Genomic DNA, 24122 nt, shown 5'->3' with positions numbered 1-24122 from the left:
TCAGCGGGCGGTCCGGGTGTGGACGTACTCCACGAGCCGGGTCAGGGCGTCCGGGTCCATGCTCGGCAGCACCCCATGGCCGAGATTGAAGACATGGCCCTCCAGACCGGCCGCCGCGTCCAGCACCTCGCGGGCCTTGGTCTCCACCGCCGCCGGGGGGGCGAAGAGCACGGCCGGGTCGAGGTTGCCCTGGAGCGCCTTGCCGGGGCCGACGCGGCGGGCCGCCTCGTCCAGCGGGACCCGCCAGTCGACGCCGACGACATCCGCGCCGGCCTCGCCCATGAGCCCGAGCAGTTCGCCCGTACCGACCCCGAAGTGGATGCGCGGCACGCCGTACGGGGCGACGGCGTCGAAGACCTTCGCCGAGGCGGGCAGCACGGAACGGCGGTAGTCGGCGGGGGCCAGGGCGCCCACCCATGAGTCGAAGAGCTGCACGGCGCTCGCGCCCGCCTCGATCTGCACCTTGAGGAAGGCGGAGGTGATGTCCGCGAGCCGGTCGAGGAGATCCGCCCACAGCTCCGGGTCGCCGTACATCATCGCCTTGGTGTGCTCGTGGTTGCGGGACGGGCCGCCCTCCACGAGATAGCTGGCGAGCGTGAACGGCGCGCCGGCGAAGCCGATGAGCGGGGTGGCGCCCAGCTCGCCCGTGAGCATGCCGATCGCTTCGGTGACGTACGAGACGTCGTCCGGGGTGAGATCGCGCAGCCGGGCGAGATCGCCGCGGGTCCGGATCGGCTCGGCGACGACGGGACCGATCCCGGGCTTGATGTCGAGGTCGAGGCCGATGGCCTTGAGGGGGACGACGATGTCGCTGAAGTAGATCGCGGCGTCGACCTTGTGGCGCCGTACCGGCTGGAGGGTGATCTCGGTGACCAGCTCGGGCCGCATGCAGGACTCCAGCATCGGAATCCCCTCGCGCACCTTCAGATACTCCGGCAGCGAGCGCCCCGCCTGCCGCATGAACCAGACCGGTGTGTGCGGCACCGGTTCACGCCTGCACGCCTTCATGAAGGGCGATTCGTACGTCTTCGTCTGCTGGCCCGAGGGGCGGTCAATGGCGCTCACGCCCAGAATCTTCGCATGTACGGGGAAGCCGCTGCCCCGGCCCGGGTGTCCTTCCCTGCGCGAGACGCGCGTTCCGCCTACTCTTCCCCGCATGGCTGCGGCTCAGGGACAGTTTTCCGATCATTCCAACGGCACCGAGGGAACGGGGGGCGCGGAGGGGGATTCCGGTCCCGCCGCGTTCCGTTCGGCGGTCGAAGCACTGCGAACGGCGCGGCTGCGTCCCGAGATCGAGGTCGACCCGACACCGCCGCCCAAGCGGCTGGCACCGTACGCGTACGCCCTGGAGGCGGCGGTCGTCGACGGCGACGACGATCTCGCGGACGGCCGGCTCATCCTGCTCCACGACCCGGCGGGACACGACGCCTGGCAGGGCGCCTTCCGGCTGGTGACGCTCGTACGGGCGGAGCTGGAGCCGGAGATGGCGGCCGACCCGTTGCTGCCCGAGGTCTGCTGGTCGTGGCTGACCGGTGCGCTGGAGGCGCGCGGACTGTCGTACGGGGAGGCCAGCGGCACCGTCACACGCGCCGGGTCGCACTACTTCGGCGGCCTTTCCGAGCGCCGGCCCGCCACCCAGATCGAGATCCGCGCGTCCTGGACTCCGCGCGAGGGCCGGGGCGGGGTGCCCGACGCGGCGGCGCATCTGGCGGGCTGGTGCGATCTGCTCTGCCAGATCGCGGGGCTGCCGCCCGCCACGACGGGACCGGCCGCGGGCGCGGCGGACCAGGGCGCCGGCGCGGGTGTGGTCTCACTGCCCCAGCGGCGCGGACCGCAGGTGTCCTGACAGCACTCCCCCTCGGGCCCCTTCCGATCCCGCCGTCGCACGGGAGCCGGCGATACCCCCGCATCCCGCCGATGCCGCCCGATACCGACGGCCACGACGACGCTGACGGCCCCTCACCGCACCGCCACGGGTGGGGCCAGTCGTAGGATGATCGATCACTCGTCCGAATTGCCCGAATTGTTACTCACCAAATCGTGATCATTCTCTAAAGGCGGGCGGGATTGCTGCCGAAGAGGTCAATGACCCTTCAAGCACGGATCGCCCCGGCTTCATCCCCAGAGCCGGCCCCGTCCCGCACCTTCCCAGGAGGCCTGGTGTCCGTTCTCCTCGAGCAGCCCGCAAGCCTGGTCGCCTACCGCCCGAACAAGCCGACGGCCATGGTCGTCGTGGCCGACCCACGCGTCCGCTCCACCGTCACCCGCCACCTGTGGGCCCTTGGAGTACGTGACGTCATCGAGGCGTCGTCCATCGCGGAGGCCCGCCCCCGCGTCGGCAACCCACGCGACATCTGCGTTGCCGACGTCCACCTGCCCGACGGTTCCGGGCTGACCCTGCTGTCCGAGACCCGAGCCGCGGGCTGGCCCAACGGCCTCGCCCTCTCCGCCGCCGATGACATCGGCGCGGTGCGCAACGCCCTCGCGGGCGGCGTCAAGGGCTATGTCGTCACCGGTACCCGTACGAACATCGGCCACCCGGGCCGGCCCGGCGCCGCCCCCATCGGCGCCGGACAGCGGATGCACCGCCGTCCTCCGGGCGCCCCGAGCCATCCGGGCGGTTACCGGGAGCTCTCCGGCCGTGAGGTCGAGGTGCTCCGGCTGGTCGCCGAAGGCCAGTCCAACAAGGCCATCGGCGTCTCGATGGGCCTGTCCGCACTCACCGTCAAGAGCCATCTCGCCCGGATCGCGCGCAAGCTCGGCACGGGCGACCGGGCGGGGATGGTCGCCGTGGCCCTCCGTACCGGAATCATCCACTGACCACTTCTCGCCCCCACCGCCCGTCGACGGAACGTTCCGTCGACGGGCGCCTTCCGTTCACGGATACCCTTGACAGGTGACCGACGCCCAAGAGACCGCAGCAGAGCCAGCACTGCGAACCACCGGGGGCCAGCGGCGGCAGCCGCTCATGTCGCTGCCCCCGGACGACGTCGACTCGGCGCCGATTCCCTTGCTGGAGCCCCGCGAGGGCATTCCGCCGGTGGTTGCCACCGATGAGGCGCTCGCCGAGGTGATCGCGGCCTTCGCCGCGGGCACCGGCCCCGTGGCCGTCGACGCCGAGCGGGCGTCCGGTTACCGGTACGGCCAGCGCGCCTATCTCGTCCAGCTGCGCCGCGAGGGCGCGGGCTCGGCGCTGATCGATCCCGTCGGCTGCCCCGATCTCTCCGGTCTCGGCGACGCGCTCGCCGGGACCGAGTGGATCCTGCACGCGGCGACACAGGATCTCCCCTGTCTGCGCGAAATAGGCATGATGCCCACCCGGCTGTTCGACACGGAACTGGCAGGCCGGCTGGCGGGCTTCCCCCGGGTCGGCCTCGGGGCGATGGTCGAGAACGTCCTCGGCTACGCCCTGGAGAAGGGCCACTCCGCCGTCGACTGGTCGACCCGTCCGCTCCCCGAGCCGTGGCTGCGCTACGCCGCGCTCGATGTGGAGCTGCTCGTCGATCTGCGGGACGCGCTGGAGAAGGAACTGGACCGCCAGGGCAAGCTCGACTGGGCTCACCAGGAGTTCGACGCGATCGCCTCGGCCCCGCCGCCGCCCCCGCGCAAGGACCCGTGGCGCCGTACGTCGGGGATGCACAAGGTGCGCCGCCGCCGTCAGATGGCGGTCGTACGGGAGCTGTGGACCACCCGCGACCGGGTCGCGCAGCGGCGCGACGTCTCCCCCGGCAAGGTGCTGAGCGACGCCGCGATCATCGAGGCGGCACTGGCCCTGCCGGTGAACGTGCACGCGCTGACCGCGCTGCCCGGTTTCGGCCACCGGATGGGACGCCGGCAGCTGGAGCAGTGGCAGGCGGCGGTCGACCGGGCCAGGGCGCTGCCCGACACGGAGCTGCCCCAGCCGGGGCAGCAGGTGGCGGGACCGCCGCCGCCGCGCTCCTGGGCGGACAAGGACCCGGAGGCGGCGGCCCGGCTGTCGGCGGCCCGCGCGGCGGTCTCGGAGCTGGCCGAGCGGCTGAACATGCCGCAGGAGAACCTGATCACGCCGGACACGGTGCGCCGGGTCTGCTGGGAGCCGCCGCACGAGCCGACGGTGGAGAAGGTGGCGGAGGCGCTCGCGGGCCACGGGGCGCGGGCCTGGCAGGTCGAACAGGTGGCGCCGCTGCTGACGCGCGCGCTGTCGGTGTCGGACTGACCCGCCGCGTCGTCCTGACCCGCCGCGTCGTCCTGACCTGTCATGTCGTACTGACGGAGCGCCCCGCCTCCCGGCGGGCCGCCTCCCGGCGGAGGTACGGGCGGGCGGGCCCGCGGGTCCGGTGCGGGCCCCACTCGGTGGTTCGCGGCGCCTGGGACGTCCCGGGTGCCCGCGCCCGCCGGCGAGTGAGCCGAAGGGCGCGCCGCTGTCGTAAGGGAGGCTGTGCTCGTATGCGGCTCCGCGCGCGGGCGGAGGCCCCCGAGGAACGAGGGATCGAGCACGGTCGACCGTCGGCAGTGGCATAGAGCGCCCGGAGGCGAACCGAGCCCTCAAAATCGGAGGGGGACTGGGCAGCGTGGTTACCCACAAGTAGCATAGAAGTGGAAGCGCGTCCCAAGCGCGCCCCGCAGTGCCACCCCGCACCCTGGAGGAGAGCCATCGTGCCTCGTACCGTCAGGGATGTCGTCTTCGTCGACGGCGTCCGCACCCCGTTCGGCAAGGCGGGCCCGAAGGGCATGTACCACGAGACCCGTGCCGACGATCTCGTCGTGAAGGCGATCCGGGAGCTGCTGCGCCGCAACCCGGACCTCGACCCGGCCCGGATCGACGAGGTCGCCATCGCCGCCACCACCCAGATCGGTGACCAGGGCCTCACACTCGGCCGCACCGCGGGGATCCTCGCCGGGCTGCCGCAGTCCGTGCCCGGGTACTCGATCGACCGGATGTGCGCGGGCGCGCTGACCGCGGTGACCAGCACCGCGGGCTCCATCGCGTTCGGCGCGTACGACATCGTCGTGGCCGGCGGTGTCGAGCACATGGGCCGTCACCCCATGGGCGAGGGCGTCGACCCGAACCCGCGCTTCGTCTCCGAGAAGCTCGTGGACGACTCCGCGCTCTTCATGGGAATGACCGCCGAGAATCTGCACGACCGCTTCCCGCGGCTGACCAAGGCGCGTGCCGACGAGTACGCGGTGCGTTCGCAGGAGAAGGCCGCCAAGGCGTACGCGAACGGCACGATCCAGCAGGACCTGGTGCCGATCTCCATCCGCCGCACCTCCCCCGAGGCGGGAGAGACCGGCTGGGGGCTCGCGACCGCCGACGAGCCGATGCGGCCGGGGACGACGCTGGAGATGCTGGCCGGGCTGAAGACCCCGTTCCGGCCGCACGGCCGGGTCACCGCGGGCAACGCCGCGGGGCTCAACGACGGCGCGACCGCCTCGCTGATCGCCGCCGAGGACTTCGCGCGCGAGCAGGGCCTTCCGGTCAGGATGCGGCTGGTCTCGTACGCGTTCGCCGGCGTCGAGCCGGAGGTCATGGGGTACGGCCCGATCCCGTCGACGGAGAAGGCACTCGCCAAGGCGGGGCTGTCGATCTCCGACATCGGTCTGTTCGAGATCAACGAGGCCTTCGCCGTACAGGTGCTGGCCTTCCTGGAGCACTACGGCATCGCCGACGACGACGAGCGCGTCAACCAGTACGGCGGCGCCATCGCGTTCGGCCACCCGCTGGCCTCCTCCGGTGTCCGGCTGATGACGCAGCTGGCGCGGCAGTTCGAGTCGCACCCGCACGTCCGCTACGGGCTGACCACCATGTGCGTCGGCTTCGGCATGGGCGCGTCGGTCATCTGGGAGAACCCGCACTTCGACGGAGGCACCAAGTGAGCACCAGCACCGCCGAACTCCTGAAGGGCGCGGCCGAACTGTTCCCCGGCGAGGTCGTCACGCAGGCGCACGTACGCCATCTCGACCTGCCCTCGGGCGTCGGGCGCTTCGCGCTCATCACGCTGGACAACGGCCTGGACCACACCAAGCCGACCACCTTCGGCCCGCAGTCGCTGGCGAACCTCAACGCCGCCATCGACCAGGTCGAGAAGGAGGCCGCCGACGGTACGGTCGTCGGCGTCGGGATCACCGGCAAGCCGTTCATCTTCGCGGTCGGCGCCGACCTCAAGGGCGTGGAGCTGCTGGGGCGCCACGAGGACGCGCTGGCGATCGGCAGGGGCGGCCACGAGGTCTTCAAGCGGATCGCCGCGCTGGCCGTGCCGACCTTCGCGTACTACAACGGCGCGGCCATGGGCGGCGGTGTCGAGATCGGTCTGCACTGCCAGTACCGCACCGTGTCGGCCGCGCTGCCCGCGTTCTCGCTGCCGGAGGTCTTCCTCGGTCTCGTGCCCGGCTGGGGCGGCTGCACGCTGCTGCCGAACCTGATCGGCGCGGAGCGCGCGGTCTCGGTCGTCATCGAGAACTCGCTCAACCAGAACAAGCAGCTCAAGGGCGTCCAGGTGCACGAACTGGGCATCGCGGACGCGATCTTCGACGGCGCCGACTTCCTGGAGCAGTCGCTGATCTGGACCGCGTCCGTGCTGAAGGGCGAGCTGGCCGTCGTGCGCCCCGAGGTGGACCGCGGCGAGGCGTGGGACCGCGCGGTGGAGCGCGGCCGGCAGATCGCCGACTCCAAGGTGCACGGCGCGGCTCCGGCCGCCTACCGCGCGCTGGACATCATCGCCGCCGTCAAGGACGGCGACCTCCAGGCCGGCTTCGACGCCGAGGACCGGGCCCTCGCGGACCTGATCATGGGCGGCGAACTGCGCTCCGGCATCTACGCGTTCAATCTGGTGCAGCGGCGCGCCAAGCGGCCCGCCGGGGCTCCCGACAAGTCGCTGGCGCGGCCGGTCACCAAGGTCGGTGTCGTCGGCGCGGGGCTGATGGCCTCTCAGCTGGCGCTGCTCTTCCTGCGCCGTCTCGAAGTCCCGGTCGTCCTGACGGACATCGACCAGGAGCGGGTCGACAAGGGCGTCGGTTACGTCCACGGCGAGATCGACAAGCTGCTGCTGAAGTCCCGTATCAACCAGGACAAGGCCAACCGGCTCAAGGGTCTGGTCTCGGGTGTGCTGGACAAGGCCGAGGGCTTCTCGGACGCGGACTTCATCATCGAGGCCGTCTTCGAGGAGATGGGCGTCAAGCAGAAGGTGTTCGCGGAGGTCGAGGCGGTGGCCCCGGCGCACGCGATCCTCGCCACCAACACCTCGTCGCTGTCGGTCTCCGAGATGGCGTCGAAGCTGAAGCACCCCGAGCGGGTCGTCGGCTTCCACTTCTTCAACCCGGTCGCGATCCTCCCGCTGCTGGAAATCGTGCGCGGGGAGCGGACCGACGACGCGTCGCTCGCCACGGCGTTCGGGGTGGCGAAGAAGCTGAAGAAGAGCGCGGTGCTGGTGAAGGACGCCCCGGCGTTCGTCGTCAACCGCATCCTCACCCGCTTCATGGGCGAGATCCAGAACGTCATCGACGAGGGCACTCCGGTCGCGGTGGCGGAGCGCGCGGTCGAGCCGCTGGGGCTGCCGATGTCCCCGCTGGTGCTGCTCGAACTGGTCGGCCCCGCCATCGGGCTGCATGTCTCGGAGACCCTGCACGGCGCGTTCCCCGACCGCTTCACGGTCTCCGGGAACCTCGCGGCGGTCGTCAAGGCGGGCAAGCGCGGCTTCTACGTCTACGACTCCGGAAAGCCCGAGCTGGACCCGGAGGTGGCCGCGCTCCTCCAGCAGGGGGACGTCGTCCTCGCCGAGGAGCAGACGCGCGCCCGGGTGCTGGACGCGGTGGCCCAGGAGATCGGTCTGATGCTGGACGAGGGCGTCGTGGCCGAGGCGCAGGACATCGACCTCTGTCTGCTCACGGGCGCGGGCTGGCCCTTCCACCTGGGCGGCATCACGCCGTACCTGGACAGGGAAGGCGTCTCGGAGCGGGTGAACGGCAAGCGGTTCCTGGCGCCGGGCGTGGCGAGCGTCCCGGCGTAGACGAAGACGGCGGGCGCGTACGGCGACCGGGCCGGTGCGGAAGGGGACTTCCGTACCGGCCCGGTCCGTTGTGACGTCCGTGCGTGCCAGGTGCGGTACATGGCCGCCGTACACCGCTCAGATCCGGGTCCAGGCCTCCAGCGCCAGGCCGGGCTCCGCCTTCTGACGGGCCGTCCGCAGGCTGCCGTCCTCGCCGATCATCGCCAGGATCACCCGCCCCCGTCCGTCCAGCGCCAGCGCGGGCGCGCCGGCGCAGCGTTCCCCGGTCGGGGTCCAGTGGAGGCCCGCCGTCTCGTTCTCCGTCGGATAGGCGGCGATGTGCGGGCGGCCGTCGGTGCCGCGCTGGGCCAGGATCGTGCAGTCGTGGCCGTCCACGGGCGTACGCAGCAGGGCGAGCGGGCCGGTGCCGGGACCGCCCAGCCGGGCGGGTTCCGTCCCGGGGCGCCAGGCGCGTACGGTGCCGTCGCCGGCGTCGCGCCAGAAGTGGGTGAGCCGTCCGCCGCCGGTGCGGCAGGCGGTGATCGTGCCGGGCGCGACCCCGGCCTCCGGTTCGTCCTCGGCGCGCTCCAGTTTGGCGTCGGGTTTCGGGCGCAGCCAGCGCACCACGGCGGCCCCGGCCGGGACGAGGACATCGATCAGTCCGTGGTCGGTGACGGCCGCGGCGGTCTCACCGGTGAGCTCCGTGTCCTCGGCGTTGGCGCCGCCCCAGGGCTGCCAACGGCCGGTGGGCGACTGGTGCTTGGCCGAGAGTCCGCCGTTCGCGTTGCGGAGGAACAGATGCACCGAGCCGGTGGTGTCCAGGACCGCGGACGGCAGGCCGATGTCCACGGCCTTCTCGCGGTCCTTCCCGTGCGGGTTGCCCAGCGACTGCCAGTCCCTGAGCGGGCGGCCCGTCTGGTACTGGACGGCGTGGACGAGATCGGTGTCAGCGGGCCCGTCGGCGCGCGGACGTTTCCGTACCCCCACCAGATGGACGAAGCCCTCGGCGCTCTGCGCGACCGACAGATACGGCAGCAGGCCCCGGGCGGCCAGCGGCTCGGGCCCCGACCAGTCGGGGCCGCCCGGCCGCGTCTCCGTCCAGCGGAGCACGCCGTCGGCGGTCGGCGCGTACGCGGTGAGCCTGCCGTCCTTGCCGCGCAGCAGCCAGCCGGTGGTCGCGGGGACGGTGTCGTCCATGAGGGGCGCGGGGGGCGTACGGCGTGGCTTCGCACCCCGGTCGGGGGCCAGGCCCGCGCTGTCCCCCGACCGCTTCGACGTCCGTCCGGACCGCGGTGTCATGGCCCACTGCCACCTTCCCGAGCGCGGAAAACCCAGAGCCCGATAGTACTCAGGGGCGGCGGCGGGGGCTCCGGGAGGCCGTACCGGCCGGCGTTGTGCGAGGCTGCGGATGTGCTGATGCGGTTGATCGTCGACGCGGCCAATGTGGTCGGCTCCGTTCCCGACGGGTGGTGGCGGGACCGGCGCGGTGCCACCGAGCGGCTGCGCGACTCCCTGGTGCCGTACGCCGCGGTCGGCGCGGCCGGGCGTCCGGGGCCGGTCGAGGTCGTGCTCGTCGTGGAGGGCGCCGCGCGGGGCGTGGAGTCCGTCCCGGGGGTACGGGTGGAGGCGGCGGCCGGTGGCGGGGACGATCTGATCGTGGAGCTGGCCGCGCGGGCGGCGGCGGACGGCGCGGACTGTGTGGTGGTCACGGCCGACCGTGAACTGCGCCGGCGGGTGGCGGCGCACGGTGCGGAGTGCGCCGGGCCCAGGACCGTACGCCGGCCACCGGAGCGCCGGCCGGCACCACGTCGGCCGTCGGAGGCTCGGCCCCGGGAGGCTCAGCCGCCGGACGCGGGCCCGGACCAGACCGGGGACAGGACCGCGGACCGGAGCACGGACGGGCCGCCGGACGGGCCGCCCGGAGGGCTCTCGGACGGGCCCTCGGAGGGTTCGCCCGGCGAGGGGACGTAGAGCACCGCTCCGTCGACCGTCCCCGGCAGCGGTTCGTAGCCCCGGGCGAGCAGCCCGCGCAGCGTGGGCAGCCGGTCGGGGGCGAAGGGCTTGCCTCGTGAGTCGTCGACGACCAGGGCGGGCGGGCGCGCGCGCAGTTCACCGACGAGTACCGGCCAGGTGCCCGCCATCGCGTACTTCTCGCCGACCCGGGGACCGTCCCTGCCGCCGCTGTAGTTGGTCAGCAGACCGGCCGTCAGATAGCGGCTGGCCGGGGCGCGGTCGGCGAGCCAGTAGATCTCCGGGTGTATCCCCCACACGAGGACCCGGTCCGCGGGCGCCGTACGGGCCCGTACGGCGTCCGCGAGGCGCTGGGCGTGGGCGAGTTCCGGCCGGGGCGCGAGGAGGCCCCAGGTGAGGAACAGCGCGCACGCGCAGGCCGAGGTGAGCAGCGCGGAGGCGAGCCGGTCCCGGGGCAGCGGGCGCAGCGCGGCGGTCGCCAGGAGCACCAGCGGCGGCATGAGCTGCAGGAAGTAGTGGCCGAAGAAGTGGAACCCGAGCAGGACGGCGGCGGACGAGGACGCGAGCCATACCCAGAGGTCGGCGCCCGGTCCGCCGGGGCCGCCGCGGGCGCGCAAAGCGCGGACGACGGGGGGCAGCAGTCCCGCGCAGGCGAGGCAGAGCAGGGCGGTGTTCGCCAAGGCCCGGGAGAGCACATGGAGTTCGGAGCCGGTGAGGGTGGCGTACGCGCCCGATCCGGTCACCGCCCAGAAGAGGAAGCCGGACGGTGAGGTGAGCAGGGCCACGGCCAGTACGGGCAGCACGAGCCCGGCGGAGAGCCTCCCGAGGGCGGCCCGGACGAGAGGGGCGGGCGCGGTGCGCGAGTCGTTCCAGAGCAGCCACAGGACCGGGGCGAGGACGGCGCCGCCGGTCTGTTTGGTCAGCAGCGCCCCGGCGACGGCGAGCCCGGCGGCGCCCCAGCGGCCCCGGCCCGCCCATCGGACCGCCGCGACGGTGAACGGCAGTATGAAGACCTCGAAGGTGGCCGCCTGGGCGTCCTCGGGGTTGAGCCCGATGGAGACCAGCGGGTGGAGGACCCCGGCGGTACGGCCCGCCCGGTCGCCCCAGCGCTCCCGGGCGATGGCGGCGAGCAGCGCCGCGGTGGTCAGCTGGGCGAGAACGGCGAGCGCCTTCACCGCGTACAGGGATTCGTCGCCGAAGAGCGCGAACGCCGATTCGTAGAGCCAGGGCAGCAGCGGCGGTTTCCGGTCGACGACGGTGTCGTACAGCGCTCCCCCGGCGGCCAGTATCCGGGCCTGGACGGCGAGATAGCCCTCGTCGGGGCTCCACAGCGGCGGGCGGAAGGAGGGCAGCCGGGTGACGAGCGTCAGCAGCGCGAGAACGGGGAGGAGCCGGCGCCAGTAGCCGGTGGTGGGGCGGACCGGCCGGGCGGGGGCCGGTGCGGGGCGCGGTGCGGGACGCCGCGGGGGCGTGACGTACCGGAGGGCGGGCGGCTCGACGACCATGCGCGGCACAGTAACCGGCCCCGCCGCCCGTGCCGGAGCAGGACATACGGGGCCGGGCCGCGTGGCGGACCTCCCCGTGGGGTGACGGGCCGTCAGCCGTCCACGTTGAGGCGGCTGTGCGCGCGTCCGTACAGGGCGTACACGACGACGCCGATGACCATCCAGGCACCGAAGCGGAGCCAGGTCTCCGCGGGCAGGTTGAGCATCAGCCAGAGGGAGGCGAGCACGGACGCGATCGGCAGGTACGGCACCAGCGGGGTGCGGAACGAGCGCGGCAGGTCGGGGCGCTTCCTGCGCAGGATGATGACGCCGAGCGCCACCACGACGAAGGCGAACAGCGTGCCGATGTTGACCAGTTCGGCCAGTTCCTCGATGGAGGTGAAGCCGGCGACGACCGCGACGATCAGCCCGAGCAGGACGGTGGAGCGGTACGGCGTGCCGAAGCGGTGGTGGACACGGGAGAAGGTACGCGGCAGCAGTCCGTCACGGCTCATCGCGAAGAACACGCGGGTCTGGCCGAGCAGCAGGATCATGCAGACCGAGGTGAGTCCGACGGCCGCGCCGAAACTGATCACCCCTGCCCAGAAGGGGTGGCCGACCGACTTGAAGGCGTCGGCGAGCGGGGCGTCCACCGTCAGCTGACTGTAATGCTGCATTCCGGTGACGACGAGCGAGACGGCGACATAGAGCACGGTGCAGATGAAGAGGGAGCCGAGGATGCCGCGGGGGACGTCGCGCTGCGGGTTGACGGTCTCCTCGGCGGCGGTCGCGACGATGTCGAAGCCGATGAAGGCGAAGAAGACGACGGCCGCGGCGGTGAAGATGCCCAGGACGCCGAAGTTGGTGGGGGTGTAACCGGCCATCAGCTGGATGAGCGGGGCCCTGAGCCCGCCGCCGCCTGCGGCGGGCTCGGACGGCGGGATGAACGGCTGGTAGTTGGCGCCGTTGACGAAGAACGCTCCGACGATGATCACGAGCAGGACGACGGTGACCTTGACGCCGACGATGATGCTGGTGACGCGCGAGGAGAGCTTGACGCCGACGACGAGGATGCAGGTCAGGACGAGGACGAGCAGGAACGCGAGCAGATCGAAGCCGAACCTCCCATGCTGCGTGCCGGAGAGGAAGTCCGGCAGACTCGCCCCGGCGTTGCCCAGCAGCGAGCGCACATAGCCGGACCAGCCGACCGCGACGACCGCGCAGCCCAGCGCCAGTTCCAGCACGAGGTCCCAGCCGATGATCCAGGCGGGCAGTTCACCGAGCGAGGCGTACGAGAAGGTGTAGGCGGATCCGGCGACCGGCACCGTCGAGGCGAACTCGGCGTAGCAGAGGGCGGCCAGCGCGCAGACGACCCCGGCGACGACGAAGGCGATGGCGGTGGCGGGCCCGGCCGTCTGCCTGGCCACGACACCGGTCAGGACGAAGATGCCGGTGCCGATGATCACACCGACGCCGAAGACCGTCAGATCGAGCGCGGAGAGGGACTTTCTGAGCGCGAACTCGGGGTCCTCGGTGTCACGGATCGACTGCTCGACGTCCTTGGTGCGGAAGACGCCGTTTCCGGCTGGTCCCGAGTCCTGCTGCGTACTCACCGGCGTACCTCCGTGTGCGCGTTCATCCGGCCATGATCGAGAGGCGTACTCCCGCCAAGCACCCGATATAGGCGGATTTCACACGGATGGGCCGATTGGACCACCCTTACAGGGCGGCCCCACCGGCCCATCAGCCACGTCGGTACGTCAGCGCGTGGGTACGACGGTTCAGTCGCGGGCGGCCTCCGTGGGCGAGTCCACCAGCCGGCCGTCCAGCCGCGCGACCAGGCCGGTGACCTGGCGCGCGATGTCCGGCGCGGTCAGCCCGATCTCGGCCATGACCTCCTTGCGGGAGGCATGGTCGAGGAAGCGCGGCGGAATGCCGAAGTCCCGCAGCGGCACGTCGACCCCGGCGTCGCGCAGCGCCTGGGCGACCGCCGAGCCGACGCCGCCGACGCGGCTGTTGTCCTCGACGGTGACGACCACGCGGTGCTGCTCGGCGAGCGGCGCGAGCGCCTCGTCGACCGGCTTGACCCAGCGCGGGTCGACCACCGTCGTCGAGATGCCCTGTTTGTCGAGAAGGTCGGCGATGTCCAGGCACATCGGGGCGAGCGCGCCGATGGAGACCAGCAGGACGTCCGCCGTGCCCTCCTCGGTCCTGCGCAGCACGTCCATGCCGCCGACCCGGCCGACGGCGGCGACCGCCGGGCCGACCGCGCCCTTGGAGTAACGGACCACGGTCGGGGCGTTCTCCACCGCGACGGCCTCGCGCAGCTGGGCACGGACCTGGTCGGCGTCGCGGGGGGCGGCGATCCGCAGCCCCGGCACGCACTGGAGCATCGACAGATCCCACATACCGTTGTGCGAGGCGCCGTCGGTGCCGGTGACCCCGGCCCGGTCCAGGACGAACGTCACCCCGCAGCGGTGCAGGGCGACATCCATCAGCAGCTGGTCGAAGGCGCGGTTGAGGAAGGTCGCGTAGAGCGCGAACACCGGGTGCACCCCGCCGGTGGCGAGGCCCGCGGCGGAGACCGCGCCGTGCTGCTCCGCGATCCCGACGTCGTACACGCGGTCGGGGAAGGCCTTCGCGAACTTCTCCAGACCGACCGGCTGGAGCATGGCCGCCGTGATGGCGACGATGTCCTCGCGCTCGTGCCCGAGCTTGACCATCTCCTCGCCGAACACCGAGGTCCAGTCCATGCCGGCGGCGGCGATGGGCAGACCGGTGTCGGGGTGGATGGGACCGATGCCGTGGAAGTGGTCGGCCTCGTCCTGCTCGGCGGGCTTGTAGCCGCGGCCCTTCTCGGTGATGCAGTGCACGATGACCGGGCCGCCGAAGCGCTTGGCGCGCAGCAGCGCGGACTCCAGGGCCTCGATGTCATGGCCGTCGATCGGGCCCACGTACTTCAGGCCGAGGTCCTCGAACATGCCCTGCGGGGCGATGAAGTCCTTCAGGCCCTTCTTGGCGCCGTGCAGGGTGTCGTAGAGGGGCCTGCCCACGACCGGTGTGCGGTCCAGGATCTCCTTGCCGCGGGCCAGGAAGCGCTCGTAGCCGTCGGTCGTGCGCAGGGTCGCGAGATGGTTCGCGAGACCGCCGATGGTCGGCGCGTACGAACGCTCGTTGTCGTTGACGACGATGACGAGCGGACGGTCCTTGGCGGCGGCGATGTTGTTCAGCGCCTCCCAGGCCATACCACCGGTCAGCGCGCCGTCACCGATCACCGCGACCACATGGTCGTCCTTCTTCAGGACCTCGTTGGCCTTCGCGAGACCGTCGGCCCAGCCCAGCACGGTGGAGGCGTGGGAGTTCTCGATGATGTCGTGGTCGGACTCGGCACGGGACGGATAGCCGGAGAGTCCGTTCCTGCTCCTGAGCTTCGAGAAGTCCTGACGGCCGGTGAGCAGCTTGTGGACGTACGACTGGTGCCCGGTGTCGAAGAGGACCTTGTCCTTGGGGGAGTCGTAGACACGGTGCAGGGCGATGGTCAGCTCGACGACACCGAGGTTGGGACCGAGGTGGCCACCGGTCTTGGAGACCGCGTCCACGAGGAAGGACCGGATCTCTCCGGCCAGCTGCTCCAGCTGCTCCGGGCCGAGCCGGTCCAGATCGCGCGGTCCCCTGATGCGGGTCAGCAACGCCACCCGTGCCTCCTAAGCGTTTGAGCTGTCGAGCATGCCGATCTGGCGAGTCTAATGTTCCACTCGCGCGGGTGGTCGGCGGGCGGTGGGTTCTACGTCACCCGATCGACGGTACGTACGTCATATCGGCTGTCCCCGGGCCAGGGCTGTGCCCGCCCCGGAGCGCAGCCGTGCCCGGCACCCCGTGAGGGTGCCGGGCACGGCGCGCGGGACCGCGGTCAGGCGCGACCCGCGGTCTTCTGGGTCTTGCGGGTGACGGAGTCGATGACGACGGTGGCCAGCAGCACACCACCGGTGATCATGTACTGGATCGGGGTGGCGATGCCCTCCAGGGCCAGTCCGTACTGGATCGAGGTGATGACCATGACACCGAGCAGCGCGTTCCAGGTGCGGCCCCGGCCACCGAAGAGGCTGGTGCCGCCGATGACGGCCGCCGCGATCGCGTTCATCAGCAGGTCGCCGGTGCCGGCGCCCTGGTTGGCCGCGGCGATCTTGGAGGCGATGAAGAGACCGCCGATGGCCGCGAACGTACCGGCGATCGAGTAGACCGAGACCCGGATCAGGGTGACGTTGATACCGGCGCGGCGGGACGCCTCGACGCTGCCGCCGAGCGCGAAGACCTTGCGGCCGTAGGTGGTGCGGCGCAGCACGAAGTCGGTCGCCACCAGGATCAGCAGGAAGATGACCGGCGCGAGGGGCAGACCCTTGTACTGGTTGAACATGAACGCCGCGGCGAAGGCGACGACCGCCAGGACCACCGTGCGCAACGCCGTCTCGCTGACCGGCCGGGACGGGACCCCGGCCGCCTCACGGCGGCGGTTCTCCAGGAAGGACGTCAGGAAGAACGCCACGACCGCGACGAGGGCGAGACCGTAGGCGGCCGCGACATCGGTGAAGTAGTAGGTGGTGAGCTTGGCGACCAGGCCGTCGGGGTTCAGGTTGATGGTGCCGTTGTCGCCCAGGATCTGCAGCATGAAGCCGAGCCAGAACAGCAGACCGGCCAGGGTGACGGCGAACGCGGGCGCGCCCACGCGGGCGAAGAAGAACCCGTGGATCGCGCCGATGACCGCGCCGCTGACGATGGCGACCACCAGGGCCAGCCACTCGTTCATCCCGTGAGTGACGCTCAGCACGGCGACGATCGCGCCGGACACGCCGCTGACCGAGCCGACCGAGAGGTCGATCTCGCCGAGCAGCAGGACGAAGACGATACCGACGGCGATCATGCCGGTGCCGACCATGGCGACGGAGATGTTGCTGAGGTTCTCCGCGGACAGGAAGTTCGAGTTCAGGCTCTGGAAGACCACGCAGATGATGAGCAGACCGATGACGACCGGGAGGGAGCCCAGGTCACCGGCGCGTATCTTGCGCTTGAACTCGGAGAGATAGCCCGCGAACCCCTGCTCGCGCACCAGCAGCCGGGGGTCCACCGCGGTGACGGCGCCTTCCGCCGCGGCGGGGGCGTCGACCGGGGCCGGGATCTGCTCTCCCGGGGTCTTCTCAAGAGACGTGGAGGTGTTGTCCGTACTCACTTCTGAACCTCCACGGTGCGCGACGCGCGGCGGGTCACGGCATTGTCCGTGGCGCCGGTGATGGCGGCGATGATCTCTTCCTGAGAGGTGGACGCGACGTCGAAGACGCCGTTGTTGCTGCCCAGCCTGAGCACGGCCACCTTGTCGGCGACGGCCTTGACGTCGGCCATGTTGTGGCTGATGAGGAGCACGGCGAGACCGCGCTCCCGGAGCCGCTCGACGAGGTCGAGCACCTGGGCGGTCTGCTCGACGCCGAGCGCCGCCGTCGGCTCGTCGAGGATCACGAGCTTGGGGTCGCCGAGCATCGACCGGGCGATGGCCACGGTCTGCCGCTGGCCGCCGGAGAGCGAGGCGATCGGGATACGGACACTGGGTATCCGGATCGAGAGTGTGGTGAGCAGTTCGCGCGAGCGGCGCTCCATCTCGACCTCGTTGAGGACGCCCCAGCTGCGGAGCTCCCTGCCGAGGTAGAGGTTGCCGACGACGTCGATGTTGTCGCAGAGCGCCAGGTCCTGGTAGACGGTCGCGATGCCCAGGTTCTGGGCGTCGTGCGGCCGGCCGATCGAGACGGGGCCGCCCTCCCACTCGATGACGCCGTCATCGATGGGGTGTACGCCGGCGATGGTCTTCACCAGCGTTGATTTCCCGGCGCCGTTGTCGCCCACGAGGGCGACCACCTCACCGGAGTGGACCTCAAGCTCTACGTCGGTGAGCGCCTGGACGGCACCGAATCGCTTGGAGACCCCTCGCAACGCCAGCACGGGCGTAGCGGTCACGTGAACCATCTCCTTCGCCGCCTGACCGGCGGGGATGCCGCGCCGGGGGGAGGCGCGGAGGTCGAGCAGAAGAGACAAGCAAGGGGGCCGGCCGCGCGGGACCGGTCATGGACGTCGCGCGGCACGGCACGCGGGACGCACCGGATGGGCCGGAGTGGTTCCGTCCGGCACCCCGCCCCAGCCGCGGGGCATTGACGGTCGGGGTGCCGGACAGGCTTTCACCGGGGGAGGTCACCGGGCGGTCCCTGAACGGGCTACTTCAGGCCGATCGCGTCGCAGCCGGCCTTGTACTTGGCGGTGCAGATCTCACCGGCCGTGTAGATGCCCTCCTTGATGACCGTGTCGCTGATGTTGTCCTTCGTCAGCGAGACGACCGGGACGAGCACGGACGGGACACCCTTGGTGGTCGGGCTGTCCACGGTCTGCTTCGCGATGGAGTCGAGCTTCTCGCCCTTGGCGAGCGCGACGGCCATCTCGGCGGCCACGGCCGCCTCCTGCGGGTAGGACTTGTAGACGCTCATGAACTGCTCGCCCGTGACGATGCGCTGCACACCGGCGAGTTCGGCGTCCTGGCCGGTGACCGGCGGGAGCTTGCTGAACCCGGCGCCCTTGAGCGCGGTGATGATGCCGCCCGCCATGCTGTCATTGGCGGAGTAGACGCCGATGATCTTGTCCTTGCCGATGGCGGAGATGGCGCCCTCCATGTTGGCGTTGGCGTTCTCCGGCTTCCACTCCTTGGTGTCGTACTCCTTGCCGATGTTCACCTTGCCGTCGAGCTCGGAGTGCGCGCCCTTCTTGAACAGGGCGGCGTTCGGGTCGGTGACGGCACCGTTCATCATCACGATCTGACCGGACTTGGCCTTGGAGCCCAGCGCTTCGAGGAGCGCCTTGCCCTGGACCCGGCCGACCTCTTCGTTGTCGAAGGAGGTGTACGCGTCGATCGGCCCCTCGGCGAGACGGTCGTACGCCACGACCGGTATGCCCGATTCCTTGGCCTTCTTCACCGAGCTGGCGATGGCCTTGGAGTCGACCGCGTCCACGACCAGCACGTCGACCTTGTTGGTGACCATGGTGTCGACCTGCTGGTTCTGCAGCGTCGCGTCCTGCTTGGCGTTGGCGTAGACGACCTTGCCCGTGCCGTCGGTCAGCTCGCTGACCTTCTTCTCGATCAGCGGCTTGTCGAACTTCTCGTACCGCGCCGTCTGGTTCTCCGGCAGCAGCAGGCCGACCGTGATCGGGCCCTTCTTGTCCGACGTGGACGCTTCGGCCTTGTCTCCGGACTCCTTCGCACTGCCACAGGCGGCGAGGGAGACGGCCATAGCGGTAGCGGCGGTGGCCACGGCAGCACGACGCATCTTCGCGTTCACTTCAAAAACCTCCCTGACGAGGCCGCGTCGTTGCGGCCGAGGTGGCAGGAAGTCAACTCCGGCCCGGGGCCAGCGTCAAGGAGTAAATCCTTAACGAGATGACAACGGTGCCATTCGTTATCTAAGTGAAGGCAGGCGTTCCCGCCGGAAGGGCGCTCTCCAGAAGGGTCGAATCACCCATCTCGCTCAGGACGAGGGCGAGTGCGCCGAGCACCTCGGCCCGGCCGCCGAGCGCCCCCGGAAGCACCGACAACTGCCGTGCCGCGCTGGGGATCGCGTACCGGGAGACGGACTCGCGGATGGGCCCGAGCACCAGTTCCCCAGCCTCCGCCAGATCCCCGCCGAGCACCACCCGGCTGGGGTTCAGGAGATTGCACAGATTGGCCACGCCGCTGCCGATGTGCCGGCCGACATCGGCGATCACCCGGCGGCAGCCCGGATCGCCCTCCCTGGCGAGCTGGACGACGCGCTCCAGGGTGAGGTCCGCGCCATGGCTGGGCTGGAGCAGCGGCAGTACGTAGCGGGCCGCCGTGAAGGTCTCCAGGCAGCCGCGGTTGCCGCAGCGGCAGACGGGGCCCGACTCGTCGAGCGTGATGTGCCCGATCTCGCCGGCCGTACCGCCGGGACCGCGGTAGATCTGGCCGGCTATCACCAGCCCGGCGCCGACCCCGCTGGCGACCTTGATGTACGCGAGGTCCTTCACCCCGCGACCGCTCCCCCAGACCAGCTCGCCGAGGGCGCCGAGGTTGGCGTCGTTGTCGACGTACACCGGTACGCCGAGCCGCCCGGCCAGCTCGTCGCTGGGGTTGATGCCGGTCCATCCGGGGAGGATCGAGGTGGAGCCGAGCGTGCCCGATTCGACGTCTATCGGCCCGGGGACGCCGAGGCCGACTCCGATCACCTTCTGACGGCTGACGCCGGTGGTGACGATCAGCCGCTCGACGAGTTCCTCGGCCCGCCCGAAGCCCTGGGCGGACGAGGCGTCCACGTCGAGGGGCTCCGACTCCTCCGCGAGCACCTGGTGGGCGAGGTTGCCGATCGCCACCCGCAGATGCGTATGGCCGAAATCCACCCCGATGACCGTGCCCGCGTCCCCGCTGAGCGAGACGCTGCGGGCCCGGCGGCCCCCCGCCGAGGTGGGCGTGACCTGGACCGTCCCGCCGTCCTTCAGCTCACGGACGATATTGGAGACCGTGGCCGCCGACAGTCCCGTGCTTCTGGCGATCTCCGCCTGGGTGAGCGAACCGGCCATACGCACCGCGCGTACGACCCGTTCGAGGTTGGCCCGGTGCAGAGACGACTGCGACCCCGGAGTCTCCACGACTCATCCACTCCTGCCCTTGGCAGGCGGCACGACCACCGCCCCCGGCCGGGGCCGCGCCAATGAGACCCCGACGTATCTCCAACTTGTGAACCCTAAGCTCAGCCCTCGGGGCACCTCCCCGTCAAGACCTTGAGCAATGGGAACACGCCGAACCGCCCGCCGACCGGGGTCGGCGGGCGGTTCGTCCGGATCTCGGTTCCGGAACGAGCGGACTACTTGAGCGCTCCGGCCGTCAGTCCGGCCACCACCTGACGCTGGAAGATGATGTACGCGGCGAGTACGGGCAGCATCGCCATCACGAGGCCGGCGAAGAGACCGGACCAGTCCCCCTTGTACCCCTGGCTGACGGCGAGCTGCACCAGCCCCTGGGAGAGGACCTTGTTGTCCGGGTCGGTGTTGAGCACCGTGGGCAGCAGGTACTGGTTCCACTGCCCCAGGAAGTTGAAGATCCCGACGCTGATCAGACCCGGCTTGGCCATCGGCAGCATCACCTGGAAGAAGGTCCGGGTGTGCGAGGCCCCGTCGATGATCGCCGCTTCCGCCACCGAGGTCGGCAGCGTTCTGAAGAACGAGGTCAGGAAGAAGACCGTGAACGGCAGCGAGTAGGCGATGTAGACCAGGATCAGACCGTGGATCGTGTTCAGCAGGCCCATGTTGTTCATGACATAGAACAACGGGACCAGCGCGAGGATGATCGGGAAGCTCATCCCGCCGATGAACAAGTAATAGATGAACCGGTTCCCCGGGAACTCGAAGCGGGCCAGTACGTACGCGGCCATCGAGCCGAGCAGCAGCGTGCCGACCAGTGAACCCGCCACCACCAGAACGGTGTTGAGGAAGTAGTCGCTCATATGCGCCTGGGTCCAGGCACGCGACCAGTTCTCGAAGCGCAGCGTGTCCGGCAGCGACCACGGCGAGGTGAAGATCGACTTGTCGTCCTTGAAGGACGTCATGACCGCCCACAGCAGCGGCATCGCGACCAGGAAGGCCCAGATGACGAGCACGCCGTGGGAGAAGACGTTGAGGACGCCGCCGGTCCTCGACTCCTTGTCGGGCGGGGCGGCCGTCTTGGTCACGGCGGGCCGGGTCCGTACCGCGTCGGCCGGCGGAGGCGTGTCGGCGGGGGGAGGGGTCTCAGTGGTCTTCATCAGAACTCCAGCCGCTCACGTCGACCCAGCCGCATCACGATGGCGGCGAAGGCCAGCGTGACGATGAGGAGGGCGACACCGATCGTGGTCGCATAGGCCGCCTGACCGTCACGGAACGCCTTCTGGTAGACGAGCAACGTCAGCACATTGGTGGAATCGGCGGGACCGCCCGGTCCCACGGTCATGATCTGGACCACCGCGAAGGACTCCGCGCCCAGGGCGAGGATGCCCATATAGACCCAGCCGGACTGCACGGTGTCCCACAGCAGCGGCAGGGTGATCCGGAAGAAGGTGGTGAAGCGGCTCGCGCCGTCCAGCAGCGCCGCCTCGTAGAAGTCCTTCGGGATGGAGGCCATGCCCGCGGAGAAGAGGACCACGAAGAAGCCGGTCGTACTCCACACCAGGACGGCCATCACACACCACAGCGCGAGCTTCGGATCGCCCAGCCACTCCGGCTTCACACTGTCCAGGCCGACCGCGCCGAGCGCGGAGTTGATGGCGCCGCTGTTCGGGTTGTACGCGAACTGGAAGAGCAGGGCGACGATCGCGATCGAGAGCACTTGCGGGAAGAAGTAGACGATCTTGTAGAACGAGGATCCGCGGACCCCCGAGATGGCCGCCCCCTTCCGGCTGCGCCCGCCGACATTCAGCATGAAGGCGAAGAACAGCGCGAGACCGAGGACCACCACGGGCAGCAGGAGCGCGAAGGTCAGACTGTGCTGGAGGGAACTCCAGAAGGTGTCGTCATCGAGCATCCGGATGTAGTTGTCGAAGCCCACCATCGCGAAGTCGGGGCTGAGACCGGTCCAGTCCGTGAACGAGTAATAGATGGACTGGATGAATGGCCATACGACAAAGAGCGCGTATATCGCCAGGGGGAATACCAGAAACCCCACAATGAACCGGTATTTGCCGTGCTGCATGTCTCCCGACCCCGAATCTCCGGCGGGTATCGCCGTGCTGCCTTGGGGGGCCCGTGCGCCGGGCCGGAACCGGAAGCCCCGGCGGGGCCTCCGGTCACTTCCACTCCTACTGGTGCTTGTAGTGCTTGATGGAGGTGTCCTTGGCGGCCGCGTCGGCGTACTCCTGGCACTTCTTGATGGCCTCGGCGGGGGTCAGGCGTCCGGCCATCATCTCGCCGAGCGCGCCCACTCCGATCTTTTCCTTCTGGAGGGCCACGTACCAGTCCTGGAGCCGCGGGTTGAGCACGTTGGCGCCGGCCTTGGCCAGCGCGTCCACCCCGGACTGCAGCGCGGTGGAGAGGGTGAGTCCGTCGGTGCCGCCGTTGAAGGAGCTCAGCGACTTCACCTTGGACGTGAAGTTCTTCGACGACGCCTCGCTCAGCATGATGCGCAGCTGCTCCATGCCGCCGTCGGGGTTCTTGGCGTTCGCCGGTACGACGAAGGGCTCGCCGCCGGACGCCCAGAGCGTGCCGAACGGGAGCTTGTCCGAGCTGTCCAGGCTGGACGGCGCGGCCACCTTCATCTGGAAGTCCTTCGGCGTCGTCTTCGCCGCCTCGTTCTCCACCCAGGAGCCGTTCGGGATGAACAGGGCCTTGCCCTCGGTCCAGGCGGTCTGCGACTGGATGTGGTCGAGACCCGGGGTGCCCTGGAGGATGTAGCCCTTCTTGAACAGCTCGAAGTACGCCTCGAAGGCGGACTTCACGGCAGGGTGCTTCCAGGCGTTGGGCTCCAGGTTGTCAATGGCGTCGAGGACCTCGCGGCCACCGATCTTGCCGATGAACGGGTAGAGCGAGAAGGGCACGTAGTACGGGTACTTGCCGGCGTACGTCCACCCCGCGATGCCCTGCTTCTTGGCCTTCGCGCAGAGGGCCAGCATCGCGTCCCAGTCCTCGGGGTACTCCGCGTCGAGCCTGTCCAGCGCGGTCTGCGAGTACCACACGCCGTAGACGGTGTACGCGTAGTAGAGGATCCACACCGGGTCGCCGTCGAACTGGCCCATCTCCACGACGCCGGGGCGCAGCGTGTCGCGGACCTTCTTGGCCGGGTCGTCGACGGAGGGGGCGTCCAGCAGCGGGGTGAGGTCGGCGAGCTGCTTCTTGCCGACGAGAACGCCCATGTCCATCTGCTCGGCGCCCGAGTTGTCGATCAGGTCGGGCGGGGTGCCGCCGTTGAAGCGCGGCTGGAGCTCGGACTGGATCTTCTGGGTCGGGGTGAACTTCACCTCCGCGTCGGGGAAGGCCTTCTCGTACTGCTTGACGGCGTCCGTCGCGTACTCCGTACCGAATCCGCCGTCGAACAGGACGAAGTCGAGAGGCGCGCTCGCGTTCACGCCGAGCGGGTTCTTCTCGGTCGCCTTGCCCTTCTCGACCTTCTTGTCGCTCCCGCTGTCGCTGCTGGCGCACGAGGCCAGGAAGCTCATCGTCGGGACGGTGATCAGACCGATCGCGGCGGACCGCTTGATCACATCGCGACGGCCGAGGCCCTCGCTGTTCTGAGCGGAGGTGGATCCCATGCTCAAGTCCTCGCCTTCTCCAGGACTCAGGCGGTGTACCGGTCGCCCGTCCTTCTCTTCTGAGGCGAAGGGCCCCGCCACCGCGGTCAAATGTAGCTGGGTCGTGCGGAATTGCTGCGCTCGATCGTGCCCGATCGTGCTCGATCGCATCGCTTGGGGGGACGCCGACAGGTATAGTCCACTTCCCGCCGACGGGGCAAGATCGAAAGCAGGTTTGGACGGCAGTCTTTCCCGAGTTGAGACCTCGTGGATATCTGAGCCGGGTGTGTACTCATTCGACCACCTCGGTCTCTCCAGAATGAGCCATTCCGAACACGCCATCCCTGCAACACCCTTGACACCACACGACACTTGGCCCCTACTGGACCCTGCGCTCCCGTTTGACAACG

General features: G+C 70.2%; 17 protein-coding genes and 1 pseudogene. 6 read left to right on the top strand and 12 right to left on the bottom strand.

The annotated features are described in order from the left end of the window. On the bottom strand, nucleotides 1-1065 hold the full coding sequence (hemE, locus tag CU044_RS13735) for a uroporphyrinogen decarboxylase (protein WP_129768839.1): 1065 nt from the start codon (nucleotides 1063-1065) through the stop codon (nucleotides 1-3). A 91-nt stretch (nucleotides 1066-1156) separates the two neighbouring features. Between hemE and CU044_RS13730 the strand changes: the two genes are divergently transcribed. The 5 genes from CU044_RS13730 to CU044_RS13710 all read left to right on the top strand — a co-directional run bounded on the left by CU044_RS13730 (nucleotide 1157) and on the right by CU044_RS13710 (nucleotide 7985). Further along, nucleotides 1157-1846 carry a DUF3000 domain-containing protein gene (locus tag CU044_RS13730; RefSeq protein WP_129768838.1) on the top strand — a complete coding sequence of 230 codons (690 nt, stop codon included), beginning with the start codon at nucleotides 1157-1159 and terminating at the stop codon, nucleotides 1844-1846. A 314-nt stretch (nucleotides 1847-2160) separates the two neighbouring features. Beyond that, complete coding sequence (locus CU044_RS13725) at nucleotides 2161-2820, top strand: response regulator transcription factor (RefSeq protein WP_030350743.1); 660 nt, start codon at nucleotides 2161-2163, stop codon at nucleotides 2818-2820. A 76-nt stretch (nucleotides 2821-2896) separates the two neighbouring features. Next, a complete protein-coding gene (locus tag CU044_RS13720; RefSeq protein WP_129768837.1) occupies nucleotides 2897-4195 on the top strand; it encodes a ribonuclease D in 1299 nt (432 codons plus the stop codon). A gap of 440 nt (nucleotides 4196-4635) precedes the next feature. Beyond that, nucleotides 4636-5856, top strand: a complete 1221-nt coding sequence (locus tag CU044_RS13715; protein WP_129768836.1) for an acetyl-CoA C-acyltransferase — start codon at nucleotides 4636-4638, stop codon at nucleotides 5854-5856. After that, complete coding sequence (locus CU044_RS13710) at nucleotides 5853-7985, top strand: 3-hydroxyacyl-CoA dehydrogenase NAD-binding domain-containing protein (RefSeq protein ID WP_129768835.1); 2133 nt, start codon at nucleotides 5853-5855, stop codon at nucleotides 7983-7985. The genes CU044_RS13715 and CU044_RS13710 overlap by 4 nt, the downstream gene beginning before the upstream one ends. Nucleotides 7986-8102: 117 nt before the next feature. On the opposite strand, the gene CU044_RS13705 is transcribed toward CU044_RS13710, so the two are convergent. Continuing rightward, complete coding sequence (locus tag CU044_RS13705) at nucleotides 8103-9263, bottom strand: hypothetical protein (protein WP_240045569.1); 1161 nt, start codon at nucleotides 9261-9263, stop codon at nucleotides 8103-8105. 117 nt (nucleotides 9264-9380) lie between these two features. Here CU044_RS13705 and CU044_RS13700 point away from each other — a divergent pair. Then, nucleotides 9381-9743: pseudogene (locus CU044_RS13700) on the top strand (NTP pyrophosphohydrolase); the annotation flags it as partial. Nucleotides 9744-9802: 59 nt separating this feature from the next. On the opposite strand, the gene CU044_RS13695 reads toward CU044_RS13700, so the two are convergent. The 10 genes from CU044_RS13695 to ngcE form a co-directional block, all read right to left on the bottom strand. Next, the gene (locus CU044_RS13695) at nucleotides 9803-11440 is read right to left on the bottom strand and encodes a glycosyltransferase family 39 protein (RefSeq protein WP_129768834.1); all 1638 of its coding nucleotides are present in this window, start codon (nucleotides 11438-11440) and stop codon (nucleotides 9803-9805) included. A 92-nt stretch (nucleotides 11441-11532) separates the two neighbouring features. Continuing rightward, nucleotides 11533-13032, bottom strand: a complete 1500-nt coding sequence (locus CU044_RS13690; RefSeq protein WP_129768833.1) for an amino acid permease — start codon at nucleotides 13030-13032, stop codon at nucleotides 11533-11535. Nucleotides 13033-13200: 168 nt separating this feature from the next. Next, entirely contained in the window at nucleotides 13201-15114 is a 1914-nt protein-coding gene (dxs, locus tag CU044_RS13685) for a 1-deoxy-D-xylulose-5-phosphate synthase (RefSeq protein ID WP_129768832.1), read from the bottom strand. Nucleotides 15115-15329: 215 nt separating this feature from the next. After that, on the bottom strand, nucleotides 15330-16643 hold the full coding sequence (locus tag CU044_RS13680) for a sugar ABC transporter permease (protein ID WP_129768831.1): 1314 nt from the start codon (nucleotides 16641-16643) through the stop codon (nucleotides 15330-15332). Then, nucleotides 16640-17428: an ATP-binding cassette domain-containing protein gene (locus CU044_RS13675; protein WP_129768830.1), complete on the bottom strand. Its 789-nt coding sequence runs from the start codon at nucleotides 17426-17428 to the stop codon at nucleotides 16640-16642. Before CU044_RS13675 ends, CU044_RS13680 begins: the two co-directional genes overlap by 4 nt. A gap of 245 nt (nucleotides 17429-17673) precedes the next feature. After that, nucleotides 17674-18774 carry a substrate-binding domain-containing protein gene (locus tag CU044_RS13670; protein WP_193563970.1) on the bottom strand — a complete coding sequence of 367 codons (1101 nt, stop codon included), beginning with the start codon at nucleotides 18772-18774 and terminating at the stop codon, nucleotides 17674-17676. Between the two features lie 133 nt (nucleotides 18775-18907). Further along, nucleotides 18908-20107 carry an ROK family transcriptional regulator gene (locus CU044_RS13665; protein WP_129768829.1) on the bottom strand — a complete coding sequence of 400 codons (1200 nt, stop codon included), beginning with the start codon at nucleotides 20105-20107 and terminating at the stop codon, nucleotides 18908-18910. 215 nt (nucleotides 20108-20322) lie between these two features. Then, entirely contained in the window at nucleotides 20323-21258 is a 936-nt protein-coding gene (locus CU044_RS13660; protein WP_193563963.1) for a carbohydrate ABC transporter permease, read from the bottom strand. Beyond that, nucleotides 21258-22181: a sugar ABC transporter permease gene (locus CU044_RS13655; protein WP_129768828.1), complete on the bottom strand. Its 924-nt coding sequence runs from the start codon at nucleotides 22179-22181 to the stop codon at nucleotides 21258-21260. The genes CU044_RS13660 and CU044_RS13655 overlap by 1 nt, the downstream gene beginning before the upstream one ends. A 106-nt stretch (nucleotides 22182-22287) precedes the next feature. Further along, a complete protein-coding gene (ngcE, locus tag CU044_RS13650; RefSeq protein WP_129768827.1) occupies nucleotides 22288-23733 on the bottom strand; it encodes an N-acetylglucosamine/diacetylchitobiose ABC transporter substrate-binding protein in 1446 nt (481 codons plus the stop codon). Nucleotides 23734-24122: the final 389 nt, after the last annotated feature.

Origin of the sequence: Streptomyces sp. L-9-10 (assembly GCF_004151105.1) — a bacterium.
GTDB lineage: Bacteria > Actinomycetota > Actinomycetes > Streptomycetales > Streptomycetaceae > Streptomyces.
The sequence above is the reverse complement of the archived record's forward strand: the minus strand, read 5'-3'. Positions and strand labels throughout refer to the sequence as shown.

Coding starts and splice junctions, on each gene's coding strand:
- CU044_RS13730 (WP_129768838.1), top strand. CDS start 1,157: ATGGCTGCGGCTCAGGGACAGTTTTCCGATCATTCCAACGGCACCGAG.
- CU044_RS13705 (WP_240045569.1), bottom strand. CDS start 9,263: ATGACACCGCGGTCCGGACGGACGTCGAAGCGGTCGGGGGACAGCGCG.
- CU044_RS13695 (WP_129768834.1), bottom strand. CDS start 11,440: ATGGTCGTCGAGCCGCCCGCCCTCCGGTACGTCACGCCCCCGCGGCGT.
- CU044_RS13675 (WP_129768830.1), bottom strand. CDS start 17,428: ATGGTTCACGTGACCGCTACGCCCGTGCTGGCGTTGCGAGGGGTCTCC.
- CU044_RS13670 (WP_193563970.1), bottom strand. CDS start 18,774: ATGCGTCGTGCTGCCGTGGCCACCGCCGCTACCGCTATGGCCGTCTCC.
- CU044_RS13660 (WP_193563963.1), bottom strand. CDS start 21,258: ATGAAGACCACTGAGACCCCTCCCCCCGCCGACACGCCTCCGCCGGCC.
- CU044_RS13655 (WP_129768828.1), bottom strand. CDS start 22,181: ATGCAGCACGGCAAATACCGGTTCATTGTGGGGTTTCTGGTATTCCCC.
- ngcE (WP_129768827.1), bottom strand. CDS start 23,733: ATGGGATCCACCTCCGCTCAGAACAGCGAGGGCCTCGGCCGTCGCGAT.